The 17,388-nt window shown below is 68.5% G+C and carries 17 protein-coding genes and 1 riboswitch; of the genes, 3 read left to right on the top strand and 14 right to left on the bottom strand.

From position 1 onward, the window contains the following. Nucleotides 1-45 precede the first annotated feature (45 nt). The 5 genes from cobA to cbiE are packed head-to-tail and all read right to left on the bottom strand — an operon-like array spanning nt 46 to nt 4,409. Nucleotides 46-777, bottom strand: coding sequence for a uroporphyrinogen-III C-methyltransferase (cobA, locus tag E4K64_RS13970; RefSeq protein ID WP_135164035.1), 732 nt, complete (start codon nt 775-777; stop codon nt 46-48). Next, nucleotides 774-2,084 carry a cobyrinic acid a,c-diamide synthase CobB gene (locus E4K64_RS13975; RefSeq protein ID WP_135164036.1) on the bottom strand — a complete coding sequence of 437 codons (1,311 nt, stop codon included), beginning with the start codon at nt 2,082-2,084 and terminating at the stop codon, nt 774-776. Before E4K64_RS13975 ends, cobA begins: the two co-directional genes overlap by 4 nt. Then, nucleotides 2,084-2,866 carry a precorrin-4 C(11)-methyltransferase gene (gene cobM, locus E4K64_RS13980; protein ID WP_135164037.1) on the bottom strand — a complete coding sequence of 261 codons (783 nt, stop codon included), beginning with the start codon at nt 2,864-2,866 and terminating at the stop codon, nt 2,084-2,086. Before cobM ends, E4K64_RS13975 begins: the two co-directional genes overlap by 1 nt. Further along, nucleotides 2,863-3,231, bottom strand: coding sequence for a cobalamin biosynthesis protein (locus tag E4K64_RS13985; RefSeq protein ID WP_167771994.1), 369 nt, complete (start codon nt 3,229-3,231; stop codon nt 2,863-2,865). Before E4K64_RS13985 ends, cobM begins: the two co-directional genes overlap by 4 nt. After that, the gene (gene cbiE, locus E4K64_RS13990; protein WP_135164039.1) at nt 3,228-4,409 is read right to left on the bottom strand and encodes a precorrin-6y C5,15-methyltransferase (decarboxylating) subunit CbiE; all 1,182 of its coding nucleotides are present in this window, start codon (nt 4,407-4,409) and stop codon (nt 3,228-3,230) included. The genes E4K64_RS13985 and cbiE overlap by 4 nt, the downstream gene beginning before the upstream one ends. 1 nt (nt 4,410) lies before the next feature. On the opposite strand from cbiE, the gene E4K64_RS13995 reads away from it, so the two are divergent. After that, complete coding sequence (locus tag E4K64_RS13995; RefSeq protein WP_135164040.1) at nt 4,411-5,154, top strand: cobalt-precorrin-6A reductase; 744 nt, start codon at nt 4,411-4,413, stop codon at nt 5,152-5,154. Here E4K64_RS13995 and cobJ read toward each other — a convergent pair. From cobJ to E4K64_RS14030, 7 genes are read right to left on the bottom strand one after another with little or no spacing between them, the layout of a single operon-like run. Then, a complete protein-coding gene (gene cobJ, locus E4K64_RS14000; RefSeq protein ID WP_135164041.1) occupies nt 5,130-5,864 on the bottom strand; it encodes a precorrin-3B C(17)-methyltransferase in 735 nt (244 codons plus the stop codon). The two genes, E4K64_RS13995 and cobJ, sit on opposite strands and share 25 nt — an antisense overlap. Continuing rightward, nucleotides 5,861-6,592 carry a precorrin-2 C(20)-methyltransferase gene (locus tag E4K64_RS14005; protein WP_135164042.1) on the bottom strand — a complete coding sequence of 244 codons (732 nt, stop codon included), beginning with the start codon at nt 6,590-6,592 and terminating at the stop codon, nt 5,861-5,863. Before E4K64_RS14005 ends, cobJ begins: the two co-directional genes overlap by 4 nt. Before the next feature lie 2 nt (nt 6,593-6,594). After that, nucleotides 6,595-7,224, bottom strand: a complete 630-nt coding sequence (locus tag E4K64_RS14010) for a precorrin-8X methylmutase (protein WP_135164043.1) — start codon at nt 7,222-7,224, stop codon at nt 6,595-6,597. Continuing rightward, the gene (cobG, locus tag E4K64_RS14015; RefSeq protein ID WP_135164044.1) at nt 7,224-8,387 is read right to left on the bottom strand and encodes a precorrin-3B synthase; all 1,164 of its coding nucleotides are present in this window, start codon (nt 8,385-8,387) and stop codon (nt 7,224-7,226) included. Before cobG ends, E4K64_RS14010 begins: the two co-directional genes overlap by 1 nt. Then, a complete protein-coding gene (cobN, locus tag E4K64_RS14020; protein WP_135164045.1) occupies nt 8,384-11,632 on the bottom strand; it encodes a cobaltochelatase subunit CobN in 3,249 nt (1,082 codons plus the stop codon). Before cobN ends, cobG begins: the two co-directional genes overlap by 4 nt. Continuing rightward, nucleotides 11,632-12,666: a cobalamin biosynthesis protein CobW gene (cobW, locus tag E4K64_RS14025; protein WP_135164046.1), complete on the bottom strand. Its 1,035-nt coding sequence runs from the start codon at nt 12,664-12,666 to the stop codon at nt 11,632-11,634. The genes cobN and cobW overlap by 1 nt, the downstream gene beginning before the upstream one ends. Continuing rightward, the gene (locus tag E4K64_RS14030) at nt 12,663-13,037 is read right to left on the bottom strand and encodes a DUF1636 family protein (RefSeq protein WP_135164047.1); all 375 of its coding nucleotides are present in this window, start codon (nt 13,035-13,037) and stop codon (nt 12,663-12,665) included. The genes cobW and E4K64_RS14030 overlap by 4 nt, the downstream gene beginning before the upstream one ends. 94 nt (nt 13,038-13,131) lie before the next feature. After that, nucleotides 13,132-13,351: riboswitch (cobalamin riboswitch) on the bottom strand. Between the two features lie 40 nt (nt 13,352-13,391). On the opposite strand from E4K64_RS14030, the gene cobO reads away from it, so the two are divergent. Together cobO and E4K64_RS14040 are read left to right on the top strand one after the other, a co-directional pair. After that, on the top strand, nt 13,392-14,027 hold the full coding sequence (gene cobO / locus E4K64_RS14035) for a cob(I)yrinic acid a,c-diamide adenosyltransferase (RefSeq protein WP_126255987.1): 636 nt from the start codon (nt 13,392-13,394) through the stop codon (nt 14,025-14,027). Nucleotides 14,028-14,033: 6 nt separating this feature from the next. After that, a complete protein-coding gene (locus tag E4K64_RS14040; RefSeq protein ID WP_135164048.1) occupies nt 14,034-15,482 on the top strand; it encodes a cobyric acid synthase in 1,449 nt (482 codons plus the stop codon). Here the strand turns inward: E4K64_RS14040 and cobD are convergent. After that, nucleotides 15,471-16,433, bottom strand: coding sequence for a threonine-phosphate decarboxylase CobD (gene cobD / locus E4K64_RS14045; protein ID WP_167771995.1), 963 nt, complete (start codon nt 16,431-16,433; stop codon nt 15,471-15,473). The two genes, E4K64_RS14040 and cobD, sit on opposite strands and share 12 nt — an antisense overlap. Before the next feature lie 11 nt (nt 16,434-16,444). Further along, on the bottom strand, nt 16,445-17,386 hold the full coding sequence (cbiB, locus tag E4K64_RS14050; protein WP_167771996.1) for an adenosylcobinamide-phosphate synthase CbiB: 942 nt from the start codon (nt 17,384-17,386) through the stop codon (nt 16,445-16,447). Nucleotides 17,387-17,388: the final 2 nt, after the last annotated feature.

Here is a 17,388-nt window from a genome sequence, read left to right on the forward strand (position 1 = left end):
CCTTTCGCCGAGCCTGCGTCAAGGGGCGAGGCGCGCCCGAGACAATCATGACGGATAATCCCCCGCCAGCGCGCCGAACAGGATCACGGCGGCGGTGGAAGCGGCGCCGCCGCGGGCAAGCTGCTCGGCAAGCTCGGCAATCGTGGTGCGGACCAGCCGCTCGTCGGGGCGGCCGAGGGATTCGGCGAACAGCGCCGGGGTATTCGCGGCGAGACCGTGCGCGATCAATTTTGCGGCAAGCGCCGGAAAGGTGCGCCGGCCCATATAGACCACGGTCGTCGCCTCAGGATCGGCCAGCGCCGCCCAGTTCAGATTCGGCGGCAGCTCGCCGGTGACGTCGGCCCCGGTGATGAACTGCACCCGGCGGGAGGTATGGCGTCGGGTCAGGGGAATGCCGGCCTGCGCGGCGGCGACACAAGCCGAGGTGACGCCCGGCACGATCTCATAGCCGATGCCGGCCTCGCGCAACGTCTCGATCTCCTCCTCGAGCCGGCCGAAAATGCCGGCATCGCCGGACTTGAGCCGCACCACGCGCGCGCCGGTCGCGGCATAGTCGACCAGCAGGCGGTTGACGTGATGCTGCTTGGTCGAGGGCCGCCCTGCGCGCTTGCCGACCGCGACGAGATTGGCGCCCGGCCGGGCGAGATCGAGGATCGCGCCGGAGGCAAGATCGTCATAGAGCACGACGTCGGCCTCGCGCAGCCGCGCGGCGCCCTTGAGCGTGAGCAGCTCGGGGTCGCCGGGTCCGGCGGAGATGAAGGAAACGAACCCGCTCACCGGTCCTCCGCGATCAGATGAAAGAAGGTGCCGCTGACGTAGCCGCGCTGCGAGCCGGTCTCGGCGATGACCGCGCCCGTTGCATCATGCACGACCGCCAGCGGCGTGTCAGGCTGGGCAACAATGGTCGAATAGTGAAACTCGTGGCCGCGCAGACGCGCGCCGGGACGATGGCCCGGCATCGGCGCGGCGAGCGCCGCGAGGCGATAGCCCAGATGCATGCGGCGTTTGGCAAAGCTGGTCTCGAGGCCAAGCAGGCCTGTCATCGCATGGCGGATCCCGTCCGCATCGGTCAAAGCGGCTCCCAGCACCATATAGCCCCCGCATTCGCCGTGCACCGGCCGCGTTTCCGCGAAGGCGCGCAGGCCGTCGCGAAACCGGGCATTGGACGCGATCCTGCCGGCATGAAGCTCGGGATAGCCCCCGGGCAACCAGCACACATCGGCGCTCGCATGAGGCGTTTCATCGGCCAGCGGCGAGAACGGCAAGATCTCGGCGCCCGCCGCGCGCCAGGCTTCCAGCATATGCGGATAGACGAAGGAGAACGCGGCATCGCGCGCCAGCGCAATGCGCTGCCCCGGCGGCGCCACGTTCAGGCCGCTCGCCGCCGGTTGCGGCGACCATCCGGCTGCGGAGCGCAACACCGCATCGAGATCGACATGCTCGGCGACGAAGCGCGCGGCCTCGTCGATCAGCTTGCCGATCTCGGCCTGCTCTTCGGCCTGCACCAGACCGAGATGCCGCTTCGGCAGGCTGATCTCGGCATGGCGCGGCAGCGCGCCGAACACGGCGATGCCGGCATCAACAAGCGCGCGCCGCACCAGGTCTTCGTGGCGCGGGCTGGCGACGCGATTGAGCACGACGCCCGCAAGTCTGACGCCGGGGCGATAATCGCGCAGGCCCGCAGCGATTGCGGCGGCAGTCTGCGCCTGGCCCGAGGGATCGATCACCAGCAGCACCGGCCAGCCCAGCATCTCCGCGATGTCGGCGGTGGCACCGGTGCCGCAGACGCCGCGCGCGGCGACGCCGTCGAACAGGCCCATCGAGCCCTCGGCGAGCACAATATCGGCATCCCTGCCGCGGCTGACCAGATGCAGAATCGTCCCGCGGTCCATCGCCCAGCTGTCGACGTTGACGGAGGCGCGTCCCGTGGCGGCGGCGTGAAAGGCCGGATCGATGTAATCCGGCCCGCTCTTGAAGCACTGCACGTTCAAGCCGCGATCGCGCCAGGCCCGCGCCAGCGCCAGCGTCAGCGTGGTCTTGCCGACGCCGGAGGCCGGTGCGGAGATGACGAGGCCTGCCGCCATCACGATGCCTCCGGAAAGCGCGGCTCGGCGCCAACAGGCCGATAGCGGCGGTCGTAGTCAGCAGCGTAGAGACGGCTCTCGTCGAAATCCGCAGCGCCAAGCGTTTTGCCGACCAGGATCAGCGCAGTGCGCTCCATCTCCGTGCCGATTGCGGCATCCAGCGTCGCCAGCGTCGCGCGCACGATACGCTGGTCCGGCCAGCTCGCGCGCCAGACAATGGCGACGGGGCAATCCCCGCCGTAATGCGGCGTGAGCTCGGCGACGACCTTGTCGAGCAGGTGGATCGACAGATGGATCGCGAGCACCGCGCCGGTCGCGGCGAATGCGGCGAGCTTCTCGCCTTCGGGCATTGCGCTGGCGCGGCCCGGCGTGCGCGTCAGCACCACCGTCTGGGCAAGCCCCGGCAGCGTCAGCTCGGCCTCCAGCGCTGCCGCAGCGGCGGAAAAGGACGGCACACCAGGCGTGACCGTATAGGGAATGCCGAGCGCGCGGAGGCGGCGGAGCTGCTCGCCCATCGCCGACCAGATCGAGAGATCGCCGGAATGCAGCCGCGCGACATCCTTGCCGTCCGCATGCGCGGCGGCAATCTCCGCGATGATCTCGTCGAGCGACAGCGGCGCCGTGTTGACGATGCGCGCGCCGGGCGGGCAATGCGCCAGCACGCCTTCAGGGATCAGGGAGCCGGCATAGAGGCAGACCGGACAGGCCGCGATCAGATCGCGTCCGCGCAAGGTCAGCAAATCAGGTGCGCCTGGCCCTGCGCCGATGAAATGCACCGTCATGCCCCGTCTCCTTCCGCGATTGCGGCGGTTGCGGTGCGATCCCGCGAGACCACGCGGGTCGCGATCAGCCGCGCCCGAGGGCCAGCCGCCGCGAGCGCCACGGCTTCGGCAACCGATCCTGCGCCGAACTTCTCCACGACGAGCTTCGATTGCGTAAACGTGTCAATGCCAGCCAGCGTCTCGGCCGGAATAGGCCTGATCGGCACGCCGCACTCGCGCGCGAGCTGCTTCAGCGATTCTGTATCGGCCTTGTCTCCGACGGTTGCCACCGCGTCGAGTCCCGCAGGGCCGCCCGCTGCCAGCAACGCCTCGCGCAGCGAAGCCAGCGTGACGTCCTTTCTGAATCCGAGCCCGGCCACCTTCATCGGACCGCGCTCCACTGCACCACCGGCCGTGTCGCCTCCCAGGAACGATAGCGGCCGAGCGGGCCAGCATGCGCGATCTCGACCCGCATCAGCTCGCCACCGTGGCGCTGCTGCAGATCGCCAAGCAGGGCTTCCGTCTCCAGCGTGACGGAATGTACAACGAGCCGCGTTCCAGGTGCGAGGCGCGACCAGATCGCATCGAACATCGCGCTGTCGAGACCGCCGCCAATGAAGACGGCATCCGGCGCTTCCAACCCGGCAAGAGCTTCCGGCGCCCTCCCGGTGACGACAGCAACCCGATGCGCCAGTCCGAACGCGGCTGCATTCTTACGAATGTTCGCGACGCGATCCTCGCGCGGCTCGATGGCGGTCGCCGTCCCCCCGCACAGCGCCCACTCGACCGAGATCGATCCCGAGCCGGCGCCGACGTCCCACAGTCGCTCGCCCGGACGTGGCGCCAGCGCCGAGAGCGCCAGCGCGCGGACCGGCCGCTTGGTGATCTGGCCGTCGTGCACGAACAGATCGTCAAGCAGGCCCGAGCTGCGGGGAATGCCCTGCGTCCCCCTCGCCCACACCGCCACCGCGACCAGATTTGCGGCGACCTCCTCGGCAAAGAGGTCGACGCGATGCTGGTCAATGTATTCTCGCGGCCCGCCAAGCGCCTCGAGCGTCCACAACATTGAGGCGCCCCATCCGCGTTCCGTCAGCCATTTCGCGAGATCGCCGACCGCTCTTGCGTCACGCATCAGGCAGATGATGCGCGCATCTCGCACCAGATGCGGTATCAGGCGCTCGAACGGCGCGGCATGGAGGCCGATGCATGTCGTGGTCTCCAGCCGCCAGCCCAACCGGGCGGCCGCGAGCGAGAAGGTCGACGGTGCCGGATGCGCGATCCACTCGTCGCTGCCGAGCCTCTCGGCGAGGACGGCGCCGGCACCGTGCCAGAACGGATCGCCGGAGGCGAGCACCACCGTTGGCCGGCCGCGACAGCTCAGAACGACAGCGGCGTCGAACGGCGCCGGCCACGGTCGGCCACGGCTGCCGACGCCGGCAAGCGCAAGGTGCCGCTCACCGCCGAACGCGGTTTCGGCCTCATCGAGCGCCTTTCGGCTTGCCTCGGACAGGCCGGCAAGGCCATCTTCGCCGATACCGATGATGGTCAGCCAGGGATCAGACACGATGCGCGCCCTCATACTGGGCGGAACGGCCGATGCGAGCCTGCTCGCCGCGGAGATCGCGCGCGCCGGGCTTGATGCCGTTTATTCCTATGGCGGCCGCACCCGCACGCCGGCGGACCAGCCGCTGCCGACTCGCATCGGCGGCTTCGGCGGCGTGAGCGGGCTTGCCGACTACATCGGTCGCGAGGGAATCACCCACGTGATCGACGCGACGCATCCGTTCGCAGCCGAGATGAGCCGTCATGCGGTCAAGGCGTGCGCGGAAACCACCACGCCGCTGATCGCATTGGAGCGCGCGCCCTGGACGAGGGCCTCCGGCGACAATTGGATAGACGTCGCCGATGTCAACACAGCGGCCGCTGCGCTGCCCGAGGCGCCGGCAAACGTGTTCCTCGCCATCGGCCGCCAGCATATCGCGCCGTTTGCGACGAAGCCGCAGCACACCTACACGCTGCGCTTCGTCGATCCGCCCGAAGCGCCCCTGCCCTTTGCGGCCGACGTGATCGTATCGCGTGGACCGTTCACGCTTCATAGCGAGCTTGAGATGATGCGGAGGCGCGGCATCGCCTGGATCGTCGCCCGCAATTCCGGCGGCGACGGCGCGCGCGCCAAGATCGACGCGGCCCGGAGGCTCGGCCTGCCCGTGCTCATGATCTCGCGGCCGCAACTGCCCGAGCGGCGGCGGGTCGAGCGCGTTGCTGACGTGATGCAATGGCTCGGTCATCGCGCCTGCCTCGGCGCATAGACCCAGCGGCCGACGCAGCGTGTCTGCGAATTGCCGACGATCACCAGCGTGCGCATGTCGGCCATTTCTGGCGTCGCTTCATTCAGCGTCACGATCTCGATCTTCTCATCAGCCGCGCTGATCGCGCGCGCAAAAATCACGAGGCGCTCGCCACAGCGCGCGTCCCTCAGCACCGCAAGCGCGCGGCCAAATCCTTCCGGCCGGCTCGCCGAGCGCGGATTGTACATCGCGATCGCGAAATCAGCTTCGGCCGCGAGGCGCAAGCGCTTCTCGATCACGGCCCAGGGCTTGAGATTGTCGGAAAGGTTGATGGCGCAGAAATCATGGCCGAGCGGCGCGCCGGCGCGGGCGGCGGCCGCCAGCATCGCGGTGATGCCGGGCAGCACGCGGATCGGAAGGGCCTGATAGTGCGGCGCCTGTTCGAGCGCCTCGAACACGGCGGAGGCCATCGCGAACACGCCGGGATCGCCGGAGGACACGACGACCACCTGCCCGCCTTCGGACGCAAGCCGCAATGCCTCGCGGGCGCGCTGCAGCTCCTCGCGGTTATCTGAAGGGTGCAGGTTAAGTCCAACTCGCGGCGGCACGCGCGCGACATAGGGCGCGTAGCCCAGAATGTCGGTCGCGGCTGCAAGCGCCGCCGAGACTTCCGGCGTCACCAGCGCCTCGCTGCCCGGGCCGAGACCCGCGATGGTCAGCGTGCCCGTCATTCGGCGGCATCCAGATGCCGGCCCTTGCCGTGTACGAGCACGATCGCGAAGTACGGACAGTCGGCGGCATCGATCTCGGCCAGCCGCGCGACGCGCTCACCCGGCATGGTGCCCTGCTCGACCAGCCAGGCATCGTCCAGCCGGCCGGCTGAGCTGAGCGCGCGGCGCACCTTTGCGAGATTGCGGCCGGTCTTCATGACGACGAGCGCATCGGAATCGCGCATGCGCCGCTCGAGCTCGCTTTCAGCCAGCGTCCCCATCAGCACGGTCGTCACGTCGTCGCCGAGCGCGATCGGCTGTCCGACGCCGTTCCAGCAGCCGACCATGCCGGGAATGCCCGCGATCACCTCGATCTCGACGCGGCCTTGCAGGCGCGTATGGAGATGCATGAAGGAGCCGTAGAAGTAGGGATCGCCCTCGCAGAGCACGACGACATCGACGGCGCGCGCGAGCCGCGCCAGGCGCTCGGCCCATTCATCGTAGAAACCGGCGAGCAAGTGGATGTATTCGGGACTGTCGAATGCGATCTCGGTCGTGACCGGATATTCCATCGGAAATTCGGTGACGCCGGCCGCCAGCATGCCCTCGACGATGCGCCGCGCCTGGCCCGGCCGGCCCCTCTTGCGGAAATAGGCGACGTGGCTGGCGCCGCGCACGGTGCGATCGGCGCGCACGCTCATCAAATCAGGGTCGCCGGGGCCAAGACCGCAGCAGATGATGCGTCCCATCGCTATTCGCTCCGGCTCGCCAGCGCGTTCACGGCCGCGACCGTGATTGCGGAACCGCCGAGGCGGCCCGCGACGGTCAGCGCCGGCGCCGGCGGATCGGCCATCAGCGCCGCCTTGGATTCGGCCGCACCGACGAAGCCGACAGGGCAACCGATGATCGCGGCGGGCCGCGGGCAGTCACGATCCTCCAGCATGTTGAGCAGATGAAACAGCGCCGTCGGCGCATTGCCGATCGCAACGATCGCACCGGCGAGATGCGGCCGCCACAGCTCGAGCGCCGCGGCCGACCGGGTGTTGCGCATCGATTGCGCGAGCGCGGGCACGGTCTCGTCGCCAAGGGTGCAGATGACGGCGTTGGCCGCGGGCAGCCTCGCGCGCGTGATCCCTTCGGAGACCATGCGCGCGTCGCACAGGATCGGCGCCCCCTTCTGCAAGGCCGCGCGCGCGGCGATCGCCATGCCTGGCGTGAAGCGGATATACGACTCCAGGCCGACCATGCCGGCGGCGTGGATCATCCGCACCACCACCTGCTCCTCGTCCGGCGTGAAGCGGGCAAGATCGGCCTCGGCCCGGATCGTGGCGAAGGACTGCCGGTAGATCGCCGCGCCATCGGTCTCGTAGCTGTGCGGCATCAGTTCCCTCCCACCAGGATGGAGGGGTCGCTGACGATGTCGGCGCCGTTGAGGCCACGCAGGACCGGCTCATCGCGCGTCGAGCCGTCGCGAACGAGATCGAAGCCGGCACGCGTCGCAACCAGCGTGACTGCGGCCGTGCCGGAATGGGCACAGCCTTTGCCGCAGCCCGAGACGTGCAACCGCGCATCGGCGGCGATGCGCGGCGCGAGCGCCGCGGCCAGCGCGCGCGTATCGGCATGGGCTTCGCGGCAGCGCGGCGCGCCGCTGCAGGCGATGACGCGCAACGCAGGATCGAACGGCTCGGTGATGAGGCCCGGCGCGCTCGGCATCTCGCGCTTGCCTTCGCTCAGCAGCATCCGCCAGGGCGTCATGCGCAGCGCGTGTCCGCAACCGGCGAACTGATGCAGCGTCGTGTGCAGCATCTGCCCGAACGCAACGCCGACCATCGCGCCTTGCGGATAGTGCCCGGGCCGCGAGGCGGCCATCACGGGCGCAGGCTCGGTCTCGCCGCGCAGAGATTGAGGCAATGCCGCACCGGACGCGATGTGGGCCGCCATCCGCCCTCGCCCGCTCCTCGCGCCGCCGGAGACCAGGAACCAGCTTGCGAGCGCCAGCGCCGTGCTCACGGCCTCGCCGCGCGCGACGGAGCGGCCAAGCCTCGCACCGTCGGCCCGCACCAGGAGACGGCCCGAGCGATCGCGCTCGATGCGGATGTCGGCGGAATCGCCGACGAGGACCCGTGACCTTCCGTCATCGATGGCGAACCCGAACTTGGTCGGAAGAGCGAGGCCGCTATCGGCGAGCGCCTCCTCCAGCTCGGCAGCCAGCGACTGCGTTTCGTCGCCGCCGCCCCAGAACGGCATCACCAGAATGTTGCGCCGAGCTTCGATCTCGGCGTCGGGGTCGAGCAGCGCCAGTTGTGCAAGGCCGTCGAGCAGCGGCCGATGGCCTTGCTCGCTGACGCCTCTGATCTGGAGATTGGCGCGGCTCGTGACGTCGATCAGGCCATTGCCGTGCCGCCCGGCGAGCTCGGCAAGCCCGGTGATCTGTGGGGGTTCGAGGCGCCCGCCGAACGGGCGCACCCGCACCACGAGCCCATCGCCCGACAGCATCGGACGCAGCGCGCCGGGACACCAGCCCTTGACCGCGGCCGCACTCATGAGGCCTCCCGCAGCGCCGCGGCGATCGAGTTGCGACGCGTCTGCCACAACGCCGCATCGTGCAGGCGCGCAAAACAGGTCTGCATCGCGGCGAGCGCCGACGGATTTTCGCGCGCCATGAAAGCACGGATATCGTCATTGCCGAGCGTCGCATCGTAATAGAGATCGAACAGATGTGGCGGCACGGCGCCGGCAAGATGGGCGAAGGCGGCCATGTGCTCCAGCGTCGCGGCGATCTCGGCGGCGCCGCGAAAACCATGACGCATCATGCCGGCGATCCAGGCCGGATTGGCGGCGCGCGCCCGGACGACGCGGGAAATCTCCTCGGTCAGCGTACGCGCGTGCGGCTGTTCGGGACGTGTCGTGTCGAGGTGATAGAGCGCCGGTCCTGCCGCACCGAGATGCGCTGCGGCCGCCGCAATGCCGGCTTCATGCGCGGCATAGTCGGCGGCGAGCAGCAGGTCGGTTTCCGGCAAATCCTGGACGTGGACGAAGGCGTCGGCAGAGGCAAGCCGCGCCTCGATCCCGGCGCGATCGTGCTGCATCTCGCCATCGACCGCGAATGCCCAGGACGAGGCCGACAGCCAGGCTTCGCCGGCGGCCTCGCGCGTCTCCGGCGTGAACGCATCGGGGATCGCCGAGAGGCCGACACCATATTGGCCGGGACGCGGCGCGAACACACGGGAGACGCGGTGGCGATACGGATTCTCCTCGCCCTCGTCCTCGCGCGCGGCGAGCGCCTCGGAGGCGGCCTCGAACAATTGCGCAAGGCCCGAAAAAACGTCGCGGAACAGGCCCGACACCCGCAACGTGACGTCGATGCGGGGGCGGCCGAGCTCGGCCGGGGCGATGATGTCATAGCCGGTGACGCGGCCCGAGGCGTGATCCCAGCGCGGCGCGAGGCCGGCCAGATGCAGCGCCATCGCAAATTCCTCGCCCGCCGTGCGCATCGTCGCCGAGCCCCAGAGATCGACGACGAGGCCCTTCGGCCAGTCGCCATGATCCTGCAGGTGACGGCGCAGCAGCTCCTCGGCGAGTTTTATCCCTTGCGCATGCGCCGACGGGGTCGGCACCGCGCGCGGGTCGACGGCAAAGAGATTGCGCCCGGTCGGCAGCACGTCCTGGCGGCCGCGATAGGGCGAGCCCGACGGCCCGGGTGCGACGCGCTTGCCGCCAAGTGCGGAACGCAGCGCATCGCGCTCGGCGTCGCCGCAGGCGCCGCGGCCGAACACATGGAGGCCGTCGCCGAACTGGCTTTCCTTGAGATCGCAGACGAAGCGATCGATCCGTGGAATGGCTTCGGCCGGCGCGGCCGAGGCATCGAGGCCGAGATCGTCTTCGAGACCTGCCGCGCGTGCCTCGTCGCGGATCGCCGCGATCAACCGCTGGCGGCGCGCGGGATCGAGACCATCGGCGGTCGAATATTCGTCGAGCAGACGTTCGAGCCGCCGCAACCCCTCCGGCACCACAGATTGCGCGAGCGGCGGCGGCAGATGGCCGATGGTGACCGCACCGATGCGGCGCTTGGCCTGCGCGGCTTCACCGGGATCGTTGACGATGAAGGGATAGATGACGGGCAGATCGCCGATCAGCGCTTCCGGCCAGCACGCGGACGACAGCGCGACGGATTTTCCGGGCAGCCATTCCAGCGTGCCATGCGCGCCCATATGCACGACGGCATCGATCCCCTGCGCGCGGAGCCAGAGATAGAACGCGACATAAGCGTGGCGCGGCGTGCGGGCGAGATCGTGATAATCGGCATCGCGCGTGACCGCATCGCCCCGCTCCGGCTGCACCGCGATGATGGACCGGCCGCTTGCGATGGCCGCGAATTGAAACGCACCGCCGTTGCAGCTCGGATCGATTTCCGGCGCGCCCCAGGCCTGCGCGAGATCGTCTTGCAGGGATTGCGGCAGGCGCGAAAGGGCCGCGCGATAATCGGCCACGTTCCAGGCGAGCTTCTGCTTCAAGAGAGTCCCACCGAGTGCTTGAACCGGCGCAGCAGCGAAGCCGGCCTCGGTGAGATCGGACAGTAATGCTTCCACCGAAGCCAGCGCATCGAGCCCGACCGCATGCGCGATCTGGTGCGGCCGACCCGGATAATTCGAGAGCACGATCGCCACCCGTTTCTCGGCGGCGGGCTTCTGTGCAAGTCGCCGCCAGGCCGCAACGCGCGCGGTGACGGCCTTGACGCGCTCATCGTCGGGCCCGTGCGCCAGATGGGCGAATTGCAGATCGGGATCGCGCATCCCTGCCGACTTGAAGCTCACAACGCCGGCGAACAGCCGGCCGTCGACCTCGGGCAGCACCACATGCATCGCGAGATCGCCGGGCGAGAGACCTCGCAGCGACTCTGCCCAATCCTCGCGCCGCGCCGTCGAGAGCGCGACCTGGAACACCGGACAGGATGCGGCATCGAACGGCGTCGTGCCATCGTCGCCGATGGCCGAGAACGCCGTCGCATTGACGATCGCGGCCGGAGGATTATGCGCGAGATGCGCGCGCAACCAATCGGCAACGCCCGGCGCCTTCAAAGAGGTGACGAACGCGCCATATGCGTCAAAGCCCTTCTCGCGCAGCGCGGCGATCAGGGCATCGACCGGGCCTGCATCTGCGGCGGTAAGGTACGAGCGATAGAACGTCACCAGCGCGAGCGGCCTGTCCTCACGCGAGGCCGGCGCAGCAATGACGCCGCGCGTGGGATCGTAGAAGCCCATCTCCGGCACGGTCAGCTCGCCGGTGACGGGCCCGGCATAAAGCCCCGAGGCCAGTGCGAGCTGCGCGATCGCCGCTTGCGCGGCGACCGGGCCGCCGGTGTCGCAGAGCACCTTGAGCCGGCGCAGCGTCGAGACCGGCAAGGTCGAATATGAATCGAGCCGCGTGTCATCGCGACCGTCGGCCGGCAGCACGGCGAGCACGATGTTGCGGTCCTTCGCGAGCTGTTGGAGCGCAGCGAGCCCGTATTGCCAATAGGATTCGCCGCCGATCAGCCGCACCAGAATGCCGCGCGCCTGCGACAGCGTCTTTTCGATGTAGGTGTCGACGGACAGCGGATGACGCAGCTCCGCGAGATTGGCGAGCCGCAGCGACGGCAGGCTATCGCGGCCCCGGCGCCAGCCGGCAGCGAACGCGGCAAGGTCGGAATCCGAATACGAGAGCACCACGAGATCGGCCGGGTCCTGGCCGATGTCTCTGGGTGTCGCGGTCTCCTCCAGACCGCGGCTCTCGCGGAAGACGACGTGCATCAGATACCAAGTCCTGACCTGATCGCGGCCTCATCGATATCGCCGTGCTCGCCGATCACGACGAGCTTGGACTGCCTGAGACCTGCGCCCCAGGGCTTGTCGAACTGGTGGCGCACGCGCTCGCCCACGGCCTGAAGCAAGAGACGCATCGGCTTGCCCGCGACCGCGATATAGCCCTTGGCGCGCAGCACGTTCTGCTCGCGCGCTAGGCGCTGCACGGAGGCAACGAGCGTATCGATGTCGGCGACTTCCGGAAGGTCGATCACGACGGAAGCGAAATCGTCATGCTCGTGCTCCTCCTCGCCGTCATGATGCGAGGGGCGCGCGGCGAGATCGTTCTCCGCGGCAGCGCCGAGGCCGAGGATGACGCGGGCGTCGATCGCGCCGTCGGTGACGGGCAGCATCGGCACGCGGCGCGGCATCTCGGCCGTGATCGCCGCCCTGGCGGCTTCGATGCCGGCCGCGCCCGCGAGATCGGCCTTGGTCAGCAGCACGATGTCGGCGCAGGCGATCTGGTCCTCGAACACTTCCGACAGCGGCGTCTCGTGGTCGAGATTGGCGTCGGCCGCGCGCTGCGCCTCGACGGCGTCAGGATCGGGCGCGAAGCGGCCCGCCGCCACGGCCTCGGCATCGGCGAGTGCGATCACGCCGTCGACCGTGATGCGCGAGCGGATCTGTGGCCAGTCGAACGCCTTCAGCAGCGGCTTCGGCAGCGCCAGGCCCGAGGTCTCGATCAGGATGTGATCGGGCCGCACCGGCCGCGCCAGCAATTTCTCCATCGTCGGAATGAAATCGTCGGCAACGGTGCAGCAGATGCAGCCATTGGCGAGCTCGACGATGTTCTCTTCCGGGCAGTTCGCATCGGCGCAGGACTTCAGGATCTCGCCGTCGACGCCCTCGCTGCCGAACTCGTTGACGAGCACGGCGAGCTTCTTGCCGTTGGGATTTGCGAGAAGATGCTGGATCAGCGTCGTCTTGCCGGAGCCGAGGAAACCGGTGACCACCGTGACCGGGACTTTTGCGAGCGAGCTCATTCGGCGGCCTCCGGCACGATTGCAATGGGGGGAATGCGGGCAAGCGACTGCTTGCGGAAGATTTCGGGGCGGCTGCGCCAGGGCACGAGCCCGTCCGGCGCGGCCGCATAGGCCGCAGCGCCCGCGACAACGTCCTGCGCATTCGCATCCGACAGGCGGCCATAGACATAGGACCAGCGGCCGGGTGCGCTCAGCGCCACCGAGCAGCCCTGGCTGCAGGCCGACAGGCATTCGACGGGAACCACATTGACGCCGTCGGGCACGCCGGCGTCGAGGATCGCACCATGCAGGCGCTTGCCGGGCGTGGTCTCGCCCTCGCCAAGCGTCTGGCCGGCACGGCAGGTGATGCAGACGTGAAGTGTGACGGTCATCGCCTCTTCCAGATAACAGCGGGAGGCGATGAGGCACACGGACCGTTCGTCAGAAGGCCCGTTTCCCCGTCGCGGAACACCCCGTCCGCCGGTCCAAAACTCGTCCGCGCTGGCAGGTCTCCCGGCTTGCGGAGCAGGGTTTTGCCCTTCGATCCCCGCCTTCCCGATTCCCTGGGGAATCAGTGGCTTTGGGCATCTCTCCGGTCACGGTCGCGGGGGCGGCTGCAGTTTGGACCCAAATCTTGCCGATTCGGACCCTATCGCATTCCCTCTTCGCCTGTCATAGGACAGGAACCAACGCCGGGCCACCATTTGCCGGTGGCCGCCTCTTGTCAAGCCGAAGGACCGGATCCAATGACGCCTGAACCGGACACCCAAACACCTGAGGAAACCGACGCCCGGCACGCCCAGAAAATGGCGAAGAAGAAAGCCGCCCGCGACAAGATCATGGCGACCAAGAGCGGCGAAAAGGGCCTCATCATCGTCCACACCGGCGCCGGCAAGGGCAAGTCCTCTTCCGCCTTCGGCATGATCGTGCGTTGCGTCGCCCATGGCTTCCCCTGCGCGGTGGTGCAATTCATCAAGGGCGCCTGGGACACCGGCGAGCGCCGCCTGCTCACCGGCCATTTCGGCGAGCTCTGCCAGTTCCATGCGATGGGCGAAGGCTTCACCTGGGAGACGCAGGACCGCGCCCGCGACATCGCCGCGGCGCGCGCCGGCTGGGAGAAGGCCAAGGAGCTGATCCTCGATGAGAACTTGCGCATGGTCGTGCTCGACGAGATCAACATCGCGCTGCGTTACGATTACCTCGACATCGCCGAGGTCGTCGACTTCCTGACCACCTCGAAGCCGCCGATGACTCACGTCGTGCTCACCGGGCGCAACGCCAAGGACGAGCTGATCGAGATCGCCGACCTCGTCACCGAGATGACGCTGGTCAAGCATCCCTTCCGCTCCGGCATCAAGGCGCAGGCCGGCGTCGAGTTCTGAACCACGATGGCGCGCGCGCTGATGATCCAGGGAGCCGGTTCCGACGTGGGCAAATCGCTCATCGTCGCCGGCCTCGCGCGCGCGTTCACGCGGCGGGACTTGCGCGTGCTCCCGTTCAAGCCGCAGAACATGTCGAACAACGCGGCTGTCACGATCGACGGCGGCGAGATCGGCCGCGCCCAGGCATTGCAGGCGCTCGCCGCAGGCGTGGAGCCGCACACCGACATGAACCCGGTGCTGCTGAAGCCCGAGACCGATGTCGGCGCGCAGGTCATCGTTCACGGCAAACGCATTGCCACGGCGCGTGCGCGCGACTACGCGGCTATGAAGCCATCATTGATGGGCGCGGTGCTGGAGAGCTTCGAGCGCCTGAAGGCGCGCGCCGATCTCGTGCTGGTCGAGGGCGCCGGCAGTCCGGCCGAAGTCAACCTGCGCAAGTCCGACATCGCCAATATGGGCTTTGCCCGCAAGGCGGACGTGCCGGTCGTGCTGGTCGGCGACATCGACCGCGGCGGCGTCATCGCGCAGCTCGTCGGCATCAAGACGGTGATCGACCCCGACGATGCCGCCATGGTCCAGGGTTTTGTCATCAACAAGTTCCGCGGCGATCCCACCCTGTTCGACGACGGCTACAGGCTGATCGAACAAAAGACCGCCTGGCGCGGCTTCGGCGTGCTGCCCTGGTTCGCCCGCGCCGGCGAGCTGCCGGCCGAGGACGCGCTGGGCCTGAGCGACGCGCGCAAGCCTGGCCAATGCAAGATCGCCTGTCTTGCGCTGTCGCGGATCGCCAATTTCGACGATCTCGATCCGCTGAAGCTAGAGCCTGGCGTCGATCTCGTCATGGTGCGCCCGGGTGAAGCGATTCCGGGCGACGTGCGCCTCGTCATCATCCCCGGCTCGAAATCCACCCGCGGCGATCTCGCCTTTTTGCGCGCGCAGGGCTGGGACATCGACCTGCTCGCACACCATCGCCGCGGCGGCCACGTGCTCGGCCTCTGCGGCGGCTATCAGATGCTGGGGCGCAGCGTTGCTGACCCTGATGGCATCGAAGGGCCCGCGGGCGATACGCCGGGACTTGGGCTGCTCGATGTCGAGACGGTGATGAGCCCGCAGAAGACGCTGACGCGTGTCGCGGCCGTGCATGCCGCCACGAAGCAGGCGATCGAGGCTTACGAAATCCACATCGGGCGCACCGACGGACCGGATCGCATCCGCCCCTTCGCGACGCTGAACGGGGAGCCGGAAGGCGCGGTCTCGCGCGACGGCCGCGTGCAGGGCAGCTATCTGCACGGCCTGTTCACGTCGGATGATTTCCGCAAGGCGTATCTGGCCAAGCTCGACATTCCCGCCGGCAACGAGCCGTATATGGCCCGGGTCGAAAGCGCGCTCGAGGCGCTGGCCGATCACATCGAAAAACATCTCGACGTCGCAGGCCTGCTCGCGCTAGCGCGCTAGGGCTTCGGCGAGGCGCGTCCATTCGGCTTCGCTGCCGGGAAGCCCGAGGCGCAGCCATGTCGGCTGTTGTGCAAACACGCGTGACCAGATCTGGCCATGAGCCAGGTTCTCCTGCGCAGCACGTGCGTCAGGCGTCTCGTAAAGACGAAACAGCGGGGTGCCGCCGACCAAGGTCCAGCCCTGCACTCGCGCCATCTCGTCGAGGCGAACGCAGTCGCGGGCAAGCCGCGCGGATGTGGCCTCGGCCCAGGCATCGTCATGCAGCGCGCGACAACCGATTGCGATCGCTGCCCCTGAGACCGGCCATGGCCCTGAAGCCGCCGCGAGCTTGGCCACATCAGCCGCATCGCCAAGAGCAAAGCCCAGCCGCAGGCCGGCAAGGCCATAAAACTTTCCGAACGAGCGCAGGACCAGCAGCCCCGGCCGTCCCGCCTCAGGTGCAAGCGACAGCGGAACCGCGTCGGCAAAGCTCTCGTCGATCACGAGACGGCCGACGCGCGGCAGCAGCGCCAGCAAGTCCTTTGGCGCATGAGTCCGGCCGTCGGGATTGTTGGGATTGACGACGACGGCGAGGTCGGCGCCCGCCAGCGCGTCGAGCTCGCCGGCCTCCTGAACATTCCAGCCCGCGGCCGACAGCACGCCGGCATATTCATTATAGGTCGGCGCGAGGATGCGCGCGCGGCCGGGCGGCGCGAGTTGCGGCAGCAATTGAATGGCGGCCTGCGCGCCGCCGAGCGCGACGATCGGCGCGCTGGTGCGGTAGGCGTGCCGCGCGGCCTGATGAAGAGCGTCGATCTCGGCGCGCGAGGGCAGCGCGCTCCACGCACGCGCGCTCAGCTCGCCGACGGGATAAGGCGACCGGTTGATCCCGGTCGACAGATCGATCCAGTGCTCGGCGCGTCCGCCAAAACGCTCTTGGGCTTGATCGAGATTTCCACCGTGCTCGCGCATGCTCCGTTCTTTCACGCGAAGGCCAGGATCGCAAGCACGCCGGCGAGCAGCAGCATGGCACGACGGTAGACCGTTAGTCCCTCGCCGATATCCGCGGCAAGCGGATTGCGCGCGCCCTCGTTGAGCCAGGGTTCGTTCGTGATGCTGCCCTGATAGATGCGGGGACCGCTGAGCCGTACGCCAAGTGCGCCGGCCATCGCCGCTTCGGGCCAGCCGGCATTGGGCGAGCGGTGACGGCGCGCATCGCGCGTCATGCTTGACAGCGCCTCGGACCGCCTTGGCGCCAGCAGCACGAACAGAAATCCGGTCAGGCGCGCCGGAATGAAATTGGCGACATCGTCGATGCGCGCCGCGGCCCAGCCGAAGGCTTCGTGCCGCTCGCTGCGATGGCCGATCATGGAGTCCAGCGTATTGATCGCCTTGTAACCCAAAATGCCCGGAAGGCCGAACAGCGCGCCCCAGAACACCGGCGCAACGATGCCGTCCGAGGCGTTTTCCGCGAGGCTCTCGATCGCCGCACGCGCGATTCCGGCCTCATCGAGCGCTGTGGGATCGCGACCGACGATCCGCGAGACCGCCTCGCGTGCGGCGGCGATGTCGCCGGCGCGCAGCGGCTTCGCCACGGCAGCCACATGATCATGCAGCGAACGCAGCGCGACCAGCGGCCAGGAGAGGATGCCAACCAGCACGATCTCGATCCAACCCTTGGGAAGCAAGGACTGAATCATCCAGCCGATCACAACGGAGACTGCAATCACCAAAAGCGCTCCGGCGATGCCGGCCGCACGGCGCAGCGCCGGGGGATCGGCTGCACGATTCCAGCTGCGATCGATGGCGCCGATCAGCCGGCCCAGCCAGGTCACGGGATGACCGACGCGCGCGAACAGCCCTGACGGCCAGCCCAGGAAGGCGTCCACCGCCATCGCCACCACCATCGCGCCCGCAAAGCCCAATC

The sequence above is a fragment of the Bradyrhizobium frederickii genome (assembly GCF_004570865.1).
In the GTDB taxonomy this organism is placed as follows: Bacteria; Pseudomonadota; Alphaproteobacteria; order Rhizobiales; family Xanthobacteraceae; genus Bradyrhizobium; species Bradyrhizobium frederickii.